Source organism: Maribacter orientalis, from assembly GCF_900109345.1.
GTDB classification, from domain to species: domain Bacteria; phylum Bacteroidota; class Bacteroidia; order Flavobacteriales; family Flavobacteriaceae; genus Maribacter; species Maribacter orientalis.
This window is the reverse complement of the sequence record NZ_FNZN01000009.1, coordinates 97,926-116,830: the sequence shown is the minus strand read 5'-3', so window position 1 is coordinate 116,830 and position 18,905 is coordinate 97,926. Positions and strand designations below refer to the sequence as shown.

General features: G+C 34.3%; 21 protein-coding genes. 2 read left to right on the top strand and 19 right to left on the bottom strand.

The window, feature by feature from the left end; genetic code table 11:
* Nucleotides 1-8: 8 nt before the first annotated feature.
* On the bottom strand, nt 9-668 hold the full coding sequence (locus BMY56_RS16155) for a hypothetical protein (RefSeq protein WP_091626580.1): 660 nt from the start codon (nt 666-668) through the stop codon (nt 9-11).
* Between the two features lie 513 nt (nt 669-1,181).
* Here BMY56_RS16155 and BMY56_RS16150 point away from each other — a divergent pair.
* Nucleotides 1,182-1,418: a hypothetical protein gene (locus BMY56_RS16150; protein ID WP_091626670.1), complete on the top strand. Its 237-nt coding sequence runs from the start codon at nt 1,182-1,184 to the stop codon at nt 1,416-1,418.
* 25 nt (nt 1,419-1,443) lie between these two features.
* On the opposite strand, the gene BMY56_RS16145 is transcribed toward BMY56_RS16150, so the two are convergent.
* The 15 genes from BMY56_RS16145 to BMY56_RS16075 form a co-directional block, all read right to left on the bottom strand.
* Nucleotides 1,444-2,031, bottom strand: a complete 588-nt coding sequence (locus BMY56_RS16145; protein ID WP_143057835.1) for a hypothetical protein — start codon at nt 2,029-2,031, stop codon at nt 1,444-1,446.
* Between the two features lie 48 nt (nt 2,032-2,079).
* Nucleotides 2,080-2,940, bottom strand: coding sequence for a phytanoyl-CoA dioxygenase family protein (locus BMY56_RS16140; protein ID WP_091626575.1), 861 nt, complete (start codon nt 2,938-2,940; stop codon nt 2,080-2,082).
* Nucleotides 2,941-3,038: 98 nt separating this feature from the next.
* On the bottom strand, nt 3,039-3,674 hold the full coding sequence (locus BMY56_RS16135; protein WP_091626572.1) for a transglutaminase-like domain-containing protein: 636 nt from the start codon (nt 3,672-3,674) through the stop codon (nt 3,039-3,041).
* Between the two features lie 20 nt (nt 3,675-3,694).
* Entirely contained in the window at nt 3,695-4,054 is a 360-nt protein-coding gene (locus tag BMY56_RS16130; protein ID WP_245737255.1) for a putative quinol monooxygenase, read from the bottom strand.
* Nucleotides 4,055-4,301: 247 nt separating this feature from the next.
* Entirely contained in the window at nt 4,302-4,706 is a 405-nt protein-coding gene (locus BMY56_RS16125) for a group III truncated hemoglobin (RefSeq protein ID WP_091626570.1), read from the bottom strand.
* 9 nt (nt 4,707-4,715) lie between these two features.
* Complete coding sequence (locus tag BMY56_RS16120; protein WP_091626567.1) at nt 4,716-5,060, bottom strand: cupin domain-containing protein; 345 nt, start codon at nt 5,058-5,060, stop codon at nt 4,716-4,718.
* Nucleotides 5,061-5,163: 103 nt separating this feature from the next.
* On the bottom strand, nt 5,164-5,514 hold the full coding sequence (locus BMY56_RS16115) for a DoxX family protein (RefSeq protein ID WP_177170988.1): 351 nt from the start codon (nt 5,512-5,514) through the stop codon (nt 5,164-5,166).
* A gap of 399 nt (nt 5,515-5,913) precedes the next feature.
* The gene (locus BMY56_RS16110; RefSeq protein ID WP_091626562.1) at nt 5,914-6,900 is read right to left on the bottom strand and encodes a PliI family lysozyme inhibitor of I-type lysozyme; all 987 of its coding nucleotides are present in this window, start codon (nt 6,898-6,900) and stop codon (nt 5,914-5,916) included.
* A gap of 392 nt (nt 6,901-7,292) precedes the next feature.
* Entirely contained in the window at nt 7,293-8,048 is a 756-nt protein-coding gene (locus BMY56_RS16105; RefSeq protein WP_091626559.1) for a 3-keto-disaccharide hydrolase, read from the bottom strand.
* Nucleotides 8,049-8,325: 277 nt separating this feature from the next.
* On the bottom strand, nt 8,326-8,517 hold the full coding sequence (locus BMY56_RS16100; RefSeq protein WP_245737254.1) for a P-loop nucleotide/nucleoside kinase family protein: 192 nt from the start codon (nt 8,515-8,517) through the stop codon (nt 8,326-8,328).
* Nucleotides 8,518-8,528: 11 nt separating this feature from the next.
* Nucleotides 8,529-9,617, bottom strand: a complete 1,089-nt coding sequence (locus tag BMY56_RS16095; RefSeq protein ID WP_091626556.1) for a type I restriction enzyme HsdR N-terminal domain-containing protein — start codon at nt 9,615-9,617, stop codon at nt 8,529-8,531.
* Nucleotides 9,618-9,688: 71 nt separating this feature from the next.
* A complete protein-coding gene (locus BMY56_RS16090) occupies nt 9,689-10,399 on the bottom strand; it encodes a DUF4878 domain-containing protein (protein WP_091626554.1) in 711 nt (236 codons plus the stop codon).
* A 223-nt stretch (nt 10,400-10,622) separates the two neighbouring features.
* Nucleotides 10,623-11,762 carry a GapS4b family protein gene (gapS4b, locus tag BMY56_RS16085; protein WP_091626551.1) on the bottom strand — a complete coding sequence of 380 codons (1,140 nt, stop codon included), beginning with the start codon at nt 11,760-11,762 and terminating at the stop codon, nt 10,623-10,625.
* 2 nt (nt 11,763-11,764) lie between these two features.
* Nucleotides 11,765-12,709, bottom strand: coding sequence for a GapS4a family protein (gapS4a, locus tag BMY56_RS16080; RefSeq protein ID WP_091626547.1), 945 nt, complete (start codon nt 12,707-12,709; stop codon nt 11,765-11,767).
* Between the two features lie 253 nt (nt 12,710-12,962).
* Nucleotides 12,963-14,585, bottom strand: coding sequence for an RNA-directed DNA polymerase (locus BMY56_RS16075; RefSeq protein ID WP_091626546.1), 1,623 nt, complete (start codon nt 14,583-14,585; stop codon nt 12,963-12,965).
* A 200-nt stretch (nt 14,586-14,785) separates the two neighbouring features.
* On the opposite strand from BMY56_RS16075, the gene BMY56_RS16070 reads away from it, so the two are divergent.
* Entirely contained in the window at nt 14,786-15,163 is a 378-nt protein-coding gene (locus BMY56_RS16070) for a GTPase (protein WP_091626664.1), read from the top strand.
* Here BMY56_RS16070 and BMY56_RS16065 read toward each other — a convergent pair.
* The 3 genes from BMY56_RS16065 to BMY56_RS16055 all read right to left on the bottom strand — a co-directional run bounded on the left by BMY56_RS16065 (nt 15,156) and on the right by BMY56_RS16055 (nt 17,971).
* Complete coding sequence (locus tag BMY56_RS16065; protein WP_218144576.1) at nt 15,156-15,638, bottom strand: DUF2975 domain-containing protein; 483 nt, start codon at nt 15,636-15,638, stop codon at nt 15,156-15,158. The two genes, BMY56_RS16070 and BMY56_RS16065, sit on opposite strands and share 8 nt — an antisense overlap.
* Before the next feature lie 169 nt (nt 15,639-15,807).
* Entirely contained in the window at nt 15,808-17,289 is a 1,482-nt protein-coding gene (locus tag BMY56_RS16060) for a serine hydrolase domain-containing protein (RefSeq protein WP_091626658.1), read from the bottom strand.
* A 109-nt stretch (nt 17,290-17,398) separates the two neighbouring features.
* Nucleotides 17,399-17,971, bottom strand: a complete 573-nt coding sequence (locus tag BMY56_RS16055; protein WP_091626543.1) for a helix-turn-helix domain-containing protein — start codon at nt 17,969-17,971, stop codon at nt 17,399-17,401.
* Nucleotides 17,972-18,905: the final 934 nt, after the last annotated feature.

Below are 18,905 nucleotides of genomic sequence, written 5' to 3'. Positions count from 1 at the left end.
GGGTAGTATTACGCTGTTTTTGGCTTTAGTGTTCCTTTTACTTTTTTAATCCAGTAGATGATATAGACGGTTCCTAAAACGGTCGGGATTATCCATGCCCATAGATTGTCGTATTTCATTCCAGCGACTATGAAAGCTGTAATAGAAGCGATTAAGGCACCAAGCATTCTACTAAGGTGATTAATTAGCCATAGCTTTCTGTTTTCTAAAGTTTTCTTGAATAACGTATAGTCTCCATAAGGTAGAAACACGCCTATCAATCCGAAGAAAAGGAACAGTATGCTATGCGAAAACCCATGAATGAGTCCGTTGATGCCAAAACCAATCATCAATAATGCGCTTGCGGCCATAATGCCCGAAACTAATTTATCTATTATATTGGCTTCTGTCTTTTTTACCGATTTAAAAGTGAGTGCCCTGTTACCTGCCAATACCATGTAGATGGTGAAAATACCGATTAAAAATAAAAAGTTGTTCATGTGATTAGGCATTCTTGCGACTACCAAAGATATGGCAGAACTCATAATCATCGACCAGGTAAACCATTTGCCTAAACGTTTGTGATTTAGATTCCCTTTTCTTACTACAATACTACCTATTCCGGTAATAAGTCCTAATCCGCCAAAAAAGGCATGTATGTAAATGAATAGTTTAATAGTGTTCTCCATGTTAGGTTGGTTGATTCTTATTCAAAGATGTAGATATAGTGCATATCCTTCAAATCTAAAAAACCGAACTGTTGATTTTGGTAACTGAATTGGAATTTAGCAATTGATAATTAAGTATTGTAATGTTGAGATGTCAGTTAGATTGGTTTTCCTTGAAGTGAAACGTAAAGGAAAAATTACCTGCCCGCAGGCAGGCAGGTATCCAAAACAGGTTTGGAACACGCATGGTTCTCGATACAAATTTTCTCGTACCTCCAAAATTCACTCGAACTGACAATTGTTTTTGCTAATAAATTCTTCTAAGAATCCCCACTATGATTAGAAAACTTCTTGTTCGCATCGGTTAACGACACCTTTTATCGCTGAGGTGTTTTTAGGCACGATGTCGTTTAACGACAAGATTTTGCACTTTATCTAGGTGTGTGCAGCGTAACGAGTAAAAAGTGTTTTTGGGCGATTCACTACCGAGTGCATGAAGGTCTACTGCGTTCTATAAGTGTAACAAAGCCAGTCATGAAAACAATAGTAACCATCATTTTTATCATCTTCTTAGGAATCACTGCTCAAGCACAAACTGCTGATACCGATGTAAAAGCTGAAATTGTTGAAATGACTATCGTTACTGAAACAACGTACGAGTTAAACCTTGAGGCTAAAACGGAAGTAGCACGTTTATACAAGTTTAAAAATTCTAAAATTAAAAAGGAATTGAATTTCAGTACTAAGGCTAACAAACCTAAAATGGCTTAATTCAAAGGAAGTTTACTAATACTATTTAGTCTTTTGATTTTTTAGGTTTACAACTAAGACAAAAATCAGATAGGGTGTTTATCTCTTGTTTTACCTTATTGTGTTCTTTTTGTAGCATCACAGCATCTTTACCGAAATTGGTAGCTTTAAAAACTTGTGCGCTTACCGTATTCATTTCTTCTTGTAGTTCGTTGAAAATAGGTTGAAATAATTTGGAGTCGCTAAAAGCACCTTTTTCTTCATAAATCTTCTTGCGTATTTTTCTGGCATACAGCTCTACCAAATCAAAATCATACCTGCCAAAGAGCAATAACTGATTTGCGGTTACCGAATCTGGAGCGATCAACACCGCTAGATTTTTTTGAAAAATGGCTCTAACCTTGCTATTGAAATTTTTGGTGAACATAAAAGACACCGAGTTCATATTAAAACTGAAATCGATTTTAGAGCCAGAATAGATAGAATAGGAGGTAAGCGATGAATCAATCTCCGATTCGGGTGACTGGTAATCACTTAGTTGAAGTTCGTAATCTGGATTCCATTCCATCGGTTCTTGGCCGAAAAGGAACACAGTAGCACATAAAAAGCATAATAATAAAGTGTATTTTTTCAAGTAATGTAGGATTTAAATAGGTATCGAAAATACAGAAAAAGTGAATTCCTAAATGATAATATTATCCCAATTCACCACATCGTTATGTGAGTGTGTAAAGCCTATGGCACGTTCTTTTGCAATGGTGTCAATATCTCTATATGCGGCAACATAGGTCTTGCGCCATTCTTTCGATTCATTTCCTGCCGATCCATGCACAATACGTTCGTCGTGTATGGTAATGCTGCCTCTTTTTACGGGTAGGTATACAATTTTATCATCTTCACGTTCCTCGATTACTAAGGTGTGGCTTTCATCTCGTGATACCTTACCATCTTTTCTTTCGTTACTAAATGATTTTGGGAAATGCTTACGCAATTCAGGCTCTTTATTTGTGCCTGGTAACACTTGTAGACATCCGTTGATCAGGTCAGAATCTGTAAGCGCTAGAGAAAAGGTAGCTGTCCACGTGTTTTCTGTTTTTGGCCAGTATCCTAAATCTTGGTGCATGGCAAATTCAGCACCTTTTTTACTTGGTTTTTTGGCTAAGAATTGTTCATAATCCATCGCCGATTTTCCATTTTTATATAATTGGTCTGCTATACGTTGGGTAATTTTATGGTAGATGTTATTTTCTAATTCTTTGCGGTAGGTACTAGGCAACATTGCGTTAACCAATTGAAAATCTTCCATGGGTGTACCATAGGGTTGCGACATATCACAGAAATCTTTCTTCATGTATTCTGCTTCTTTGCCCAATACAAAATGGTCGAACCACGGATCTAAAAACTGCATCTCTTCTTCAGTCAATACATCGTTCAAAACGACATAGCCGAGCTCATTAAACTGCTCAATTTCTTTTTCATTGATAATGTAGTTGTTGCCTATTCTACGATGGCTACCAGAATCTGGGTTGGTGATGCGTTTCATGCACAGTATTTTTTAAGTTGAGGATTCTCAAGTTACGAAATTTGAGATTTCCATTGTAGGGATTATTATTTTTTTTAGCAATGCAGGCGTATCAAAACCTACAACTTAAATTCAGTTTGGGTGGGATTTTCATCAAAAATATGAGGGTAATGTTCACGTGCATTTTTAACCATAAATTCAATGGGCACATCTTCAAAATGGCCATAATCCTCAAGATATTCCATAAACAAGTTTCCTTCCGCATTGAATTCTTGTAATACGGCATCGTTTTCTCCATCGAAATCTAAAGGTGCCACCTTTAGCATAGAACATAGCGATGTATTGAAAGTCGGTGAAAGTTTAAGCCATTTGTTATTGATATAGGCATCGACCATACCATGAGGGGTCAGTTCGTTTGATCCGAATTTTTCTATTAATCGTTCAACACCAATATGGTTTTTAACTTTGGCCAAGTGAATTCTAGAAGGTATACCAACAGCGCGCAAGCAGGCAATCAATACAATCGATTTATCAATGCAATGCCCTTCAGAGCGTTTGGCAATATTACTTGCCCTGTAATTTTCTTTTGTAAAACTTAAAGTGTACGGGTTATACCGCCATGAATCTCGAACTTTTAAATAAAGCTGTATGGCTTTTTCTTGTTCAGATATAGAATCTTGGGTAAAATCGGCGACCAGATTTTGAATCTCTTCGGTCTCGTAATCAAAGAAATAGGTGGGAGATAGGTAATCCATAGTGCTAAGATTTGGGGGAATTAGTTTGCATTCAATTTTCTGAATAGTTTCGGCATACTGGCTTCGTCTATTGCCGACATGTCTATTAAATCTAATGATTTCACCATGTTTGCGGTTCTTGTTTTGTATTCAATAAAATGCGGACTCTTTAAATGCATTTCATAGGCGGCTTTACTTGCATATACTTCAAGAAGACGAATTTCGGTTGGGCGTTCTTTTTCGAACATCGGGTAAATACAGATCACTCCTGGTTCTAACCGTATCGAGGCTTCTGACTCCTCCTTTAAAATAGCCAAGTATTCATCAAGATATTCCTCCTCTATTTCTAACACCGCAATGCGGATCATCATATTTTCTGAGTTAAAAGGTTCGGTAGCCATAAATTCCTGATTACACGAGCAAAAAAGTGCGATTGAAAAAAGTATGATGAATTTTATATAAAGTTGTTTCATTGTCGTTCGCTAGTCGCTATTATATACTGCTAATTGATTCACTAAAATACTAACAAACTAATACACTACAAAAAGCCTTTGGGTGTTGGTTGTTCGTTGTCAAAAGTAAACCATATGATACAAATACAAGTTTAAAATCTGCCGCCTACTGAGTACTGTTTCGGTCAACTGAGAACTACCCTTTTCTGTATTCCTCAGGTCGATTTTGCCAGATATGAATATACTGTCCTGTAGACATTCTGCGTGCCATATCTTTTGCGCTAGTGGCCAATTCCCCTTCGTACAGTTCGTCAATCGTTTCAAACCATAATTGTAACCATTGTGCAAAATGGTTTTGCGAGATGGTATAGTTGAGGTTTTTATCGACATTAACATGTTTGGCTGAAGGGCTCCCTCTAAAGGTGCGGACGCCAAAAAGGTTCGATTCCCAAAAATCGGTGAGTTTGCTCAGGTGGGCTGGCCATTGCTCGTCGGTAATGTGCCCATTGAAAATAGGACCCAACATTTCGTTTTCTCGTATTTTGCCGTAAAAAGCATGTACCAATACGCCTACATCTTCTCTATTGGTGATATCGTTCATAAGGTTAATTTAAGATTCAGCAACAACGTCTTTTACACGGTCGGCAGTATCTTGTTTTGAAAGTGTTAATCGTACGATGCTATCTGCTTTTGCAGTTAGATCATGGGGAATATTTCCTTCTAATGTTAGTATAGCTCCTTTTTTTAAATCGTGTATTTTGCCTTCCACGCCAAATGCGATTTCACCCTCTAAGATATGTACAATAATAGGAAAGGGCGCGTTGTGCTCTTTCATCACTTGTCCTTTTTTAAATAGAATGCGAATTTCTTTAGAGAAGGAAGTTTCCAAGAGCACTTGGGTTACAATTTTAGTGTCGTTAAAATCTAGGTTTTCGGTAAAGGATGTTGAGTTCATACTAGTATTTTGGCAATGGTAAGAAGAAGCATGGCGTCAAACTATGATACTTCTCATAGTATTGGACTACAAACGGTCGAAACTCCCAAATTTCAACTTTATACTAACACAATGCGCGTAATTTTTCATTCCGCAACCAAATACTAACCCACACGAGTATCCCGAAAATAACAGGGAAAAGAATGCCGGTTACCGGGTCGTTATGTATTATGTGCGTAGCGACTGCTCCACCAAGCCAAGCAGTAAGTAAGAGTCCGCCAATAAAGGTCGTTTTAGGAATAGCGTACAGAACGGTAGAGACAAATAAAATAATGCCAAGATATAGCACTGAATCTTCAGGATAGCCAAATTCCACGGCACCTTCCACGGCCATTTCCGTTTGTAACAAATTATTGAAAGCTCCCATTAAGAATAGTAGAACAACGATGCCTTGTAGCATATAAGAAGTCCACATAACGCCTTTAGATACTTTTTTTACAGTTTCCATACGAGTATGATTTTGGTTAAAATAATACGTACAATGTACAGGAAATTTCTAAATACCCGTGTTTTAAATAAGGTAGGTCTTGCTGTTTTTTGAGATATTTTTATGTGCTGCTATCTTTAATACAGGACTATTAAGTATCCTTGGTCGTGATTTACAATGCATTGGAATACGTGGTTTTATCTGAGCCCGTATTTCTAACGATGAGGTATAACAAGGCTTTTTTAATTTTTTTTAGAGTCTTTGTGTATGATTAGTTACGTTGTTTAGCACGTAACATAAAAGTATACAACACGTTGTAAATTAAGCTGGTATTTCCAAAATAGGTAAGAACAAGCAATTACATACTACCATTATTGGTGGTAGTTTTTAATATTCAGTGATTTTATCAACTTCAAGTTTTCTCATGGCCTCTCCTTCAACTAGTCTATATGAAACTTGTCTAGTTCCTCCAGAGGGTTCGGCATTTGTATCACCTTCTTTATAAATTGGAAAGCGCTGACCCAAAGTATTTTCAACGAGCGAAAATTCATCATGGCCCATATATCCTTTGTTTATCTTGCGGTTTTCTGCTGTAGGTTGAAAATAAACCTCACTCATTGATTTCTTATTGTTAACGGAAAATGCGTATACATTTCCATAACTACCGCTACCAACTGACCGTGTATAAATGAAAAGTTCAGGCGAGCCATCAGAATTTAGATCTTCAACTTCCGCATTGATAACTTCTTCACCGTCAATGTTGAATGTTTCGTTGTATTCACGTTCTTTCAGGCCGAATGTGAAAATCGTTAAGGTGTTTTTGCCGTCTTTTTCTATTGAAGAGATATTAAACCCAACGTCCTGTAAATTTAATACCCTGTTGAATTTTGTTAAGTCAATTTGAGTTTGATCAAGTGCTTCATTTATTTTCAAGTAGGTTCCGCTAATACTTGCACCACCAGAGCAATAAAAATGCAGTAAGCCTTCGTCTTCTTCTTTTTTTGTAGTGATGTTGATTTTCCCATTAGTAAATTCAAACAATATGGTTTTCCCATTAATTTGAGTTTGGTAGGCTTTGTCATCCACTTTTTCAGCAACTGCATCAAATGTACATGTAGGTTCTTTCTTGTCTGCTCGTGAGCGGACTGAAATATTCAGTTGATTATTTTCTGTTTCCGTAACCGACACGGCTACCCAATCATAGCCTTCGCTTCTTTTCGAATAATCTTCAGAAACGTAGTCGCCTAAAACATTTAACTCTTCGGCAGCTTTTGGTGTTGAAACTTCTTCCATTTTTTTTGTTTCGTTCTTACAGCCGATAGCTAAAAAAAGAACCATCAAAATCAGATAAAAATTAGTAAAATTGGTTTTCATTTTTTCTGTTTTTAGTTACGGTTTAAGATCCGACAGAATTTAGGATCACATACTAAATTTACTAAATAAACGTGTATTTTCCGAAGGGAAAATTCGACCGCAACTAATTATAGATGTGGCAAGCGAATGTTTTAATTGTTTCCATTATCCCTTTTCCAACAAGTCAAAAAATGTACGTGTTGTAGATCCAAGAAAGTAAAGCACAGGTTTGGTGAAAATTCTAAACTTCAAGCAATTGTTTTTGGTAGTATACCAATGAACATTATAAAAGTTGTAACGATAATTTTGAATTCACTGTTCTGTCCTTTGATTTCTCGGAATGCTACGTGAATTATGAAAATTCAATACATTAACGAAGAGGTCCTGAAAACAAAAATTACGGATTTAAAATGCTAAAGTTCCCTTACACGTATATTCCTAAAATAAACTTTTTGCCCATGGTGTTGAAACATTATATGGCCTTCCTGGTCTGAGTGGAACGCTGGGTTCTCCTTAAATTTACTTTCCAACAATATGGTATTCATTGCCGGACTACCAATTTCAAAGTCCAACACCTTTATACCGTTGAGCCAATGCTCAACATGACCTGATTCGTGATAGAGAATTGCCTGATTGAATTCCCCGATTGGATTAAGCTTTTTGTTTTTCGGACTGATTAAATCATACAACGAACCTGCTGATCGTATGGCCGTCGTATCATTAAAATATTTGTCATCTAAAATCTGTATTTCAAAATTATCCATCCAATTGGGGCTATTTCCGTTATTTGACTCCATGGATAGGTTTTCCTGCATATGAAAGAAAACACCAGAATTCGCTGCTGTATCTACCGCCCATTCATATTCTAATTCAAAATCTTTGTATCTTTTTTTGGTGATCAAATCCCTGTTCGCGGTATCTGGATTGGTCATCAATATGCCATTTTCCACATTCCAAACGCCCTTAGGGAACTCTTTTATTCCATATCCTCGAAATGCATCAGTAGATGAGCCATCGAACAATATTTCCCATTTTTTTTCAGCTGTAATAATCTCTTCTTTTTTAGTTTTTTTAGATTCATTGCAGGCACAGAATAATATCGGAACTGAAATAATCGCAAGGAACTTGAATGTAATTGATTTGACGGGTGACATAAAATAATTTTCCATGATACTTTTTCTTGTGTTTTAAACCTACTACTAGTTGCTAATGGTTTTGTGTATAGTTAGTCAACTAATTTAGCAAACAAATTACAGACAGAAAATTCTAGGGGAATTTTAGTGTGCCGGTGGTGACCCATCAGTTAAGTATAAAAGGTGTTAGCAATAACTAATTAAAATTTATTTTGATAAGGCCTTTATGATCCGCTCTTCATTAATGACAATATCGCGAAATAAAACGTGTGGAAATTCTTGATATTTAGATGCCTTAAAGGTTTCAAATATTTTAGATAATATTCTCCGACCGTTCTATGTGCTCTAAAAACCACTCTCGCCCGTCGGTTGGGGATTTGTCTGGTAGAAAAAGTGTCTTGTTCCACGTATCGATTGAAAAAAGTACCCCTTTGGTTTTACTTTTCAATTCGTTAGAATAAGTAGTTTTACCGGATCCTGTATTTCCAACAATGAGGTGTAGCATGGGGTTTTGGTTTAGACTTCTTCTATATTAAAACCTTGTTTTCTTGCTAAGTCAACTATGTTTTTAATATTATCACGGCCCCATTCTGTGGATACAACAAATTTAATGTTATCACTGCTTGTTAAAACTTCGTCGTTACCTATAAAGTGCCTTTTATTTGACTTGTTAGCGTACTTAGTTTCAATGTAATCTAATCTGTTTATTACTCCAGTAGAACCTTGAAGTTCATCTTTGAATAAATTTTTTAAGCTATTGAAATCTCTTGGTTGACTTTGTAAAGATTGTTTGACCACTTCTAAGACAAATCTATTTTTGGCAAGTCGTGAGCCAATTCCGTTGATAATATATTTTGTTTTATCTCTAGTGTTTGTTTTATTAGCTTTTTCTCGAATTATAGTTTGTAGTGTAGGCGATGCAATTTTAATCTGATTTTTCAAGGTGATATTTATTGATAAATCAGTTAGAACTTTATCTATTAGCTCAGCATCATACTTATTTAAAAAGTCTTGCTTAATTAATTCAGAAATTTTTGATATGTACTCTGTAGATAATATTTTATTCTGTAATTTTTTTTGATCCGCCTTGCGGTTAATTTTTTTAAGTGAACTCAAAGTAAATAATCTTAGTACTTCAACGCTAAAGCTCTCTTTAGAAAATAGTTCTACAAATCTTAAACCTTTTGCGTTGTCTTTATTAAACTCAATTGTTTCTAATAATACAGGATCATCGTGATCTGTTAAATCACCATCGTAAAATAGCTGAATGACTTCACCGATTAACACCCCGTATTGCAGTCTTAATTGACGCATGTAGGAAAATAATTGTCTCTGAAAATTGGTGTTTAAAGGTATGCTAGGTTGTTTAATTTCGATAACAAACAGATTTTTCTTTTCGGCTGAATTGATGACAAAATCTGGCATTATTCTATTTGAAGCACCAATTTGAAATGATGGGCGAATTTGTATATCTCCTAAAAATTCTTTCCAATCTAAAACTCTTAATGCCTGAATAACATTTAGCTCGAAGTCACTTTCACTAATGTCAACTTGAACGTTTTCTGACAGATAAAAACATATTTCATTCCATTTTTCGTTATTCATTATCGGTTTTTATTTAAAAAGCGTAAAAAAATATATCAATCGGAATTATTAAAAACAAAAGCTTTTTAAAATTAAAGACTGCTTAAATACCATTTGTCCATTCTCTTAATTAGATTCAATTTTTCAAGTTTGTTTGAACTAGGACCAAAAGCAATTTCAATAACGGCTCTGTCATTTTCAATTATAGGGCTCATAATTCGTCCATTTTTGAATTGAGTTGTAAACTCATCTTGAACATCTTCAGGAGCCATTTCCATTAAACAAAATGCGCGTACGTCTTGGTCATTTTCACCATAGGGATCACATAAGTATCTCATTTTTTTGAAATCTTTCGTTTGCGCTACTTCAAAAAGATATTCTACAACTGTCAAAGGTGAATTTTGAAAGTCAAAGGTTTCTCTTAGATTTATAAGGGAGACTTCTTTTTCTAGTTTTCTAATATAACTTGTTATTTTATTTACAACTCTACTTTGTTCGATAAGTTGATTTTGTTTTGTAGAGTTTAATCTACCAAATTGAAATTTGTTTATTTCATTGTACTTTTCTTTTGCAGCTGTCAACTTTTGATTAAGTCTGTCTATTTCATTATCTAAATTTATTTTCAATTTTGACTTGCCAACTTCAATTTTTTCTAGGTGAATTCTTTCTTTTTCCTTGGCTTCAGCAATAGCGTTTTTTGCATTTTCAATTTCTGCTTTTTTTTGCTCTATTTCTTTTTTACTTTCTCCGCAGGAGATTGTTATTGTGAAAAGTGCAAAAATTAGAATGTAATTTAATTTCATAAATATGGTTTGGTTGAATTTTGATTTAGTTAAACAAATAATATGTAAAAATTAGTATGAAAATTTTCAATAACGAGAGGTAAACAAATATGGCTTTCTAATTTTGTTTAAGTGCTTGTTCAATGAGTAAAATTTAAAAATTTGGCGACTTTCCAAAAATGCCTAAACCATTGTATTAGCAAAGACTTGCGCTATTTTTTATATACATTTTTAACTGTAGTGCTTACTCCACCAGTTTCTTATATTTCTCAAATTGCTCCAGTTTTTGGTTTTCAATTATCTTAGAAATATTCTTATGCAATTCATTAACGTTTGCAAATTCTTTCACTTTCCTATTGACGTTAATTGATATGTCAAATTGAAATTCAGCGTTAGTACTTTGTTTGAAAAGGTAAGCGGGGAATGAGTATTCAATTATACAATTTCCTTCGATACCATTGAAATTGAATTTGTACTTGAGAGAAATTGATGAGAAAATAATTTTCTCGTGATAATCATTTTTGGTTATGAAAATGTGTTCCTGTAATTCCTTACCGTTTATTTTGAGCTTTTCTATTCCTGATATAAATTCCTTTATTTCTTGAGGTGCATCTACGTTTGGGTCAATATGAACATTTAAGTCTGTAATTTCTATAAATTCTAAATGCCTGCTTAGAGCTGGCGAAGTAAAACTGTATAGAAATTGTATTCGATTTTGGTTGGTAAAATCTCGAAATAATATTCTAACAAAATCAACCTCTTCTTTTACAATATTGGCATTTTTAAAATGGTCTTTGAGGTTTCTTAAAACCATTTCATTTATTTCGTTGGTTTCTTTTGAAGTATAACTTTTTGTTAGAACCAAACTAATTTCATTGTTTGCTTTTTTCTCAATCGTGATAAGTGCTTTGTGCGTGGTTTTAGTATTTACCCAATCCTTTGTTCGATTTTCTCGCTCAATTTCATATTCAAGTTGGATACCCTTTTTATCCTTACCTGTATAAGTGAATTGTGGATTTGCTTTCACTTTGTAGTTTGGCTTATATACTATATTTTCTTTAATTATTTTATTTATAGAAAAATTAGATGGAATTATGTCCAGTAAAGGCTTGTCAGTTTTACAAGGTAGAGTTAAAGTATTGACTTTAAATTTTTCCTCTTTTGTTTGTTGATTTTCTACTAACTGTAAAAATTCTTTTGGACTTAGAATTGTATTCATTAATAATGGAACCGACTTATTTTTATCGTTCTCGTCTATAAATACTCCTTTACTACTAAGCAAATCTCTTAGTTGCTTTCCAGTCAAAAAGGATTGAGAAATCATAGCCCTTAATTGGTCGCCTATTGGTAAAACTTCCTTAATCTGTTCTTTTTCTACTGCCATATTTATAAGTTTCTGAAATCAAAATCGTGCTTAACAACTTCAATTTGGTTTTTATACGATAGATTTTCAATTTGAGCTAAAACACTTTTTACTATATCTTGATGTTCAAGTTTGTTGTAGTCTGGAAAAATTATCAAAGTTTTTGATGTCGCCTCTAAATGGTTAAACTCTTTTGAGAGTGCGATTAGTCTCAGTAAATCATTTTTATCAAAACTATCTCTTGTGCCAATTACTAAAATAACATCGTCGCCATTTGTTAAACGAATGGGAATTACATCGGAGCTTATATATTGCATCGGAAGTTTTTTTCCGAAACTTAATCTTTGAGTAATAGCATTGTTCATTCCTGTTTTATGATAAACAAAATCAAAGTTTTCTTCTCCAAAGATGTTTTTTATTGGTTGAATAAGATTGAAAAGAAAGTTCATTCTCGCATTATCAACAACAATAATTTTATCGTATACCAATTCGTTACCTGAAAATGTGGAATTGGAAATTTCAGGTAAAATGTTGAATTCTTTATGTTCGTCATTATTGGATAGCCAAAACAAAAGACCAGAAACTGTAGTGTCTGAAACATCTGAAACTGTAGAATTGATGTTTTGATATTCTTCCGAATTAGAAAAGCATTTCATTGTGTAAGCTAATTCTACGAACCAGTCTTTAAACTTACCTTTCAAATCAGATGGATATTTGTCGGCTGTATATTTTACTGAGATTACTCCTATTTCTAAAAGTTCTTCAATTAATGGACAGGAATATGAAACTAAACCATCTATTCCGTGCGTCAACCTTTGTTTTGCTTTTTCTTTTTTGTGTTGGTCACTATAACTACAAGGAATAGAAACGCCTGTGCGATAAACATCCTTAAAGCCGATTAACTCTTCGAAGAAATATTTTACAATATTCTCTCCTTGTTCTCCGATTTTTTTTGACCATTCTCCCATTTTAATTCTTTTGGTTATTTATAGTTCAGATGTTTTTTTAGCATTACAGGTAACGGTCTAGTATAAGAAAAGTAGGGCAGTTGTAAGCGATACTTTTCGGATTAAACTAAAGCCGAATTTTTAAATTTTGTTAATTATCTTTTCTCTTATTAATTATACCAAATTTAAAAATTTGGCGACTTGGCAAATACACACAGACCTTTCGATTAAGCACTTTTTGCCCTATTTTTTTATACATTGTTGCCCACAGTTTTTAATACGAACTTCCTCCGCCACCACCGCCAGAAATGATTGTTGTAGCTTCTTCGGTTTCAGGTTTCTTAGTGGTCTCGCTTATTTGTTCAGTTGGTTTCTTTACAGTAAATGTTTTCACTTTGGCATCTTCTCGGTAAAAATATATTCCATTTGCTAATAGTATTTCAAAATATTTATTTTCATCAATAGGGTTGTCGGTCGGTGTTAACCAACCTTTTTTTATTGATTCGTAGGTAAACAACCAATTTTCGTTCATTAAAGATTCCTCGGTCAATTCGGTTAAAAGTCCGTCCGTACTAACAGTTGAATTAATTAGACCTCTACTTTTTAAATCCATTGCTATTAACATTGATACATAATCATTCGAAGCAAAAATGCGTTCTGCCATTTTGTTCTTGAGTTTGATATTAAACTCAACACACATCCAAAGTGCCCAAGACACTTCGTAATTATGACCTTTAGGTAAATGAATTTCAATTAATTTCTCAATAATACTCTTGACTTTTCTTTTTGAAATTCGACTAATGTTAGATGCTAAAATTTCAGTTACAACAGGTAAAGTTCTTGGCTCTGTAATTCCGATTTTTAATATGAGGGATTCGTAAGTATCCCAGTTTTCATCGAATAATTGCAAATATTTAAGAACTTGAATCGAAAAAAGTAAAACAGAATCTTTTGGGTTTTCATTTGTGTGAATAAGAGAAAGACTTACAAATCTTTCAATATCGGTTAATTGAGAGTTTGCTCTTTTTCTGAATGTAAATGAACCTAAATCTATTGACCATTTACTATCGAAAGCAAAAGGTGCTTTGGATATTTTAGTTTTTTCTTCGTTAATGTCAAGTTGATATTCTGTAAGAAGAGATTGAATGAATTTGAATGCTTTTTCAGCATCTGCGTAACTATCACAATAAAGATAATAATCATCTATAAACCTGTAGGATTTAACATTTTTCAATTTCGTTTGAATCTGTTCGTCCATTAAACAGGTAATTATTTCAGCTATAACCAAAGAAGTATCTGGACCAATTGGAATTCCTACAGTCTGACCAGAGTTAAGATTTCTTAAATCTTTATCTAAAGCGTTTCCAAGCATAGTCATATCATTCCTATTTGCTTTTGCGACTGGTTTGGTATGAACTAACCAAGGGATTGAATGTGTATAGATTGTTCCGTAGAATCTTGAAACATCAGTTTTAACTTCATATAAATTAGCAAAGGATTCATTTGAACGTCTTCTTTTAAATTCACTAAAGTTGTGTTTAGAAATTAAAGCTCGATTATTTTTAGTGTCTTTAATTGGTGAACTTGAAGAAATAGTTGATTTCTTGAAGATGTTATCAATTTCTGTCCATCTATCAGCAATTGTTGAAGTTAATTTTGATTGATGAAGCGGATTAGGAATATTTATTATTCTTCTTGATAGTTGCACTTTAGGAATTGAAAAAACAACCCATTTTGAATCCGCATATTTTAAACGTTCTGGTTTTTGAAAAGGACTCGATACAGAATTCCATTGTGTTTTAATGACGTTTATTTTATCTGAAAAAGTTTTGCTTTCAAATGGTGGCGGAAGTTCTTTCGGGAAATATCCCAATTTTAGCAATTCTTTTTCTGTCATTCTCGATGTTTCTTAAATTGTGGGCAACATACGTATAAACGTGCCATGGTAGGTGTATTGCTCAATGTAGCACGTAAAACGTACCACCTAAGTTACCACTAAAGAATAAACCTACAAATTGTAGTCTTACTATACGTACGGAAACCCGTAATCGGTTAAAAATCATGTATGGTTTGGCGTATTTTTACGACCAAAAGACCATGTCAAAGAAATTTCTGTTTATTTATAACGCCAATAGCGATACCGGTAGTAAACTATTCGATTTTGCCCATAAACTAATAAGCCCTGCAACGTACGACTGCGCACTCTGTAGTTTAACCTTTGGTAGCTTTACCGAGAACAAGCAGTGGAAAGTTTTTAGAGAAAGTCTGCTAGCCAAAGGCTACGAACTTGAATTCTTGTATAAAGACGAATTTCAAAAAAGCTACAAAAGCAAATTTGGTCATGCCTTTACCTTTCCTATTATAGTAGCAGAAACCCCACATGATTTAGAGGTGTTGGTCACGACCGAGAAATTGAATGGCTTTGAGACGGTGGAGGAGTTGGTAGCTGCGGTTCAGGGTTTGGTCTTCAGTTAGCAGGTTCATTTTCAGCTTTCATAGCTATGACATGCTGTACGACCATTTCAAATACATTCGCAGTGGCTGCGATTACAATAGAAACAAAGACACTTAAAGCACAAATAGCAAGAAAACCCGCAGGATCGTCTTCTAGATTGTGGAATAATTTGATATATACCCCTGCCATTGCAATTAAAATGCTGAGTACGATTGCACAATATTTTATACTCTTTAATATTTTAATAGAGCTTGATGAGCATACCCTATGCTGCCCGATGTAACTGAGCAACTTGAACGCTTTGTAGAGGATAATAAAAAAAGTGATCGATGCAACGTATACATACCAAATGAACGGGTCAGAGTAAATACTGAACGCATCTAAATTTGTGGCTCTACCTTCGGTTAATGGAGTCCAAATCAAAATAACAAGCGCTACAATACCGATAAGCACGATGACCGCCTGAAGAAATACTATTGAAATTTTTTTCATCATGATCTTACGAAATGTAGATGATGTCTAAATTTTCAATGAAGGTATAACTTTATCCTAAAGAGCGAATGAACATGCCCGGCATTTTAATTGTTCGTTGTTATGTTTCAGTATTCAGTATTCAGTATTCAGTAGGCAGTTTCAGTATGAAGTGTCAGCGCGCAGTTTGCTTTTAATTTGCTGTTTCAATCTCGATTATTTCTTTGCCTTGCGCACCCAAGTAATGTGCTATTATTTTCTCGTACACTTTATACCCATCATCTACATTGGTAAAGATGAGTACTCCTTTTTTTGTTTTCGGAAATATAAAAACGATGGTTTGTACACCTTTGTCCGCTCCGCCGTGGGATAATGCATAATCTCCATTTTTAAAATCATAAATTTCAAATCCGAGTCCGAAATGTTTTCCATTTTTAGTGGCCACTTGGTGCGTAACCATATCGTTAAAAACTGCTTCAGAAAGTGCGCCACCATTCATTACACTCACTAAAAAATTACCATAATCTTCAATAGTTGTCATTAAATCATCTGCAGCACTGGGCGTTTTATGTTTAGTGTTTTCATAACTATTTCCTTTAGCATCATACCCAATTGCAAAACGTGATTCGTCTAGCGTATCGCTCCAGGTAAAGTGCGTATCGCTCATGTTTAAAGGCCCGAAGATGAGTTCATTGGCCAATTGGTCTAAAGAAGTATTGAATTTATGTTCCAAGGCTTTTCGTAAATATTCAAGGCCTTCACCCGAATATTGATATTGGGTGCCGGGCTCAAATTGAAAATTTAATTTGTTCGATGTATTTAAATACCTCCAATTGGGAAATCCTGATTGATGACTTAAAATATGTCGTGTCGTAAGTTTTTTGCTTCGTGGGTCGGTTGCAACGTCTGGGTCGGTAAAATAGGTGTAAACGGGCTCATCTAAGTCCCACTTTCCTGCGCTTACTAATTTTAAGGTAACCATTGCGGTTACCGGTTTTGTTAAAGAGGCTACATTAAAAATGGTGTTATAGGGTGCGGTAACACCACTTTTAAGTTCACCAAAAACTTTTATGTGTTTAAGGTTGCCATTTTCAATTATGCCAAGGCCTAGGGTGGGTACGTTGTTTTCTTTTAGCCATGCTTCAATTTCTGTGTCATTTTCAAAAATCGAATTTTCTGTGGGTTGCATTTCGTAGGCTTCATGACCATAACTTAAAGAAGTTCCTAATTTCCATTGGTCATTTTCTAGCACCCATACATTTGAGAACTTAGCAATACCGGGTTGGCTTTCTTTGCTTTCGTAAAATAAATGTTCACCATTATGAATGGCGCCATACAAAACCCCATTTTTATAAAGTGGAAAAATTTCTGTTTTCTCTTTAACTAAATACCGTTTTACCTGACGCGTTTCGGGACTTTTACATAATCCGTTTTTTAGGTCGTAAAGAAATTTGGCTTTGTCGGAGATTCCGTCCTTATCGTGATAAAATTTCAAATTTTCACTTAACAGGTGCTCAAATTGTGCAATCTCACACTGATTAAAGCCTACATTGAATAGTAAGCTGTCTTTGGATAGGATGGTGTTGTATAGTTCTGAATTTTTGTTAAGTTGTGCACTGCTTTTTGCGCTAAAAATGATAGCGATAGTAAAGTAAAGGATGATTTTTTTGGACATCATGAATTTCGTTTTGCGGTGAATGATTGTTTTTGAACAAAGGTTAAAAACTCATTTTCATTTTGCTGAAAAACGACTCGACAATACCCCGACAATACCCCGACAGTTTTTATATCATATTGAAATTCAGATGGTAATACAGTTTTTTGTTCCTGTCTATTTCTATAGCATTGCGTAGAATTATAAATACGTTGGATGATACAATCAGAATAATAAAGATCATGGTAAACTCATTTCCGAGTTTTAAAAAGATACCGAGCATAAAAACTATAGGTGCTATAATGGTCCAAAGTATTTGTAATGAAATAAGCTGTTTGGTAAACCTGTTTTTTTGTTTTAGGGTGAGCATTAAAACAAAAGGAACGATGATATTTAAAGGAGGAATAATTATAAATGGAATTGAAGAAAGGTTTATCAATTTTAGTAAAGAATAGTTGATCAAAGCCACTTCTTTGGTTTCTTCTTTGCCAGGTGAAATTTCCGGTTGTTCTTGCTTAGGCTCTTTTTGTAGCAATTCATTTTCCTCTATTTCTAATGCCTGTGCTAAAACTCGCCGTGTGTGGCCTTTGGGTTCTTTACCTGTTTCAATTCGTTGTATGGTTCGTGCTGAAATACCTGATTTTTTTGATAGCTCTTCTTGAGTTAAATTTTGTTGTTCTCTGAACGCTTTTAATCTGGACATTTTTCTTTTTTATGAATTACCACCATGGGCTTTTTAATGAACCCTAGCGTGTAAAAAGGGACTACATTTCGATGTGGTCACAGCGCCAATTTTTTATAGTTCGATTTAACCGCTACATCTTATAGCCAAATTTACAATTTTACCGTTATTTTTATTTTAATCGTCTCAAAGTAATTTGGGAGACTTCGTTCCATTCGGCATTTGCCATTAAGAAATCTTGTTAAAAATTTTCGGTATGCCACGGTACTATCAACGTAGTATGGGGCAATTGCCGTGCTGCTTCCTCAGCGCTTGGGTAATGGACTCCATTAGTTCTCTTGAGAGTCTAATTCAAAAGAAGAGTTCTAGAAATTCTTCTCCGATTATTAACCAACTTCCGATTTAGGTAACCAAAACAATATGATTCCTATATAAAATGTAGCATAGTAAAAAAAGCCGATAGTATCGTATGGATCAGCTTTAATTGTCATAAGTATGTTAGCTTGATCTATACGATCATAACTCATATGGTGAAAAAGGTTTTGTTTATGGTTAATTGCGAGGCAAACAACTAGTTCAGCAAATGCAAACCAAACAAAAAATTCGAAAGGATTTTTAGCGTAGGGGAATTTGCTTAATTTTCACTTCAGGTCTTTGTTAAACGCGATTTTTTGATTTTTGATTTACTGGTTTTGGATAACTTTCGTCACAACTAGTATTAGACCTACAATAAAAATGGAAGTAAAAATAAGTTTGTTGTGTTTTGCTAACCAATTAGGAAGGAATATATCAAAATTTTCCTTTTGAGAATCCGAGTATTTGCGCGCAAGTAAAGTCAGAGGGCAAAATAATTTAAAGACTAATAAAACGAATCCTTCTCCGATTATTAATCCAATTCCAATCCAAGTGAAAGTATTAATGCGATTTGTGATTCCTGAATATAAAATGTAAAATA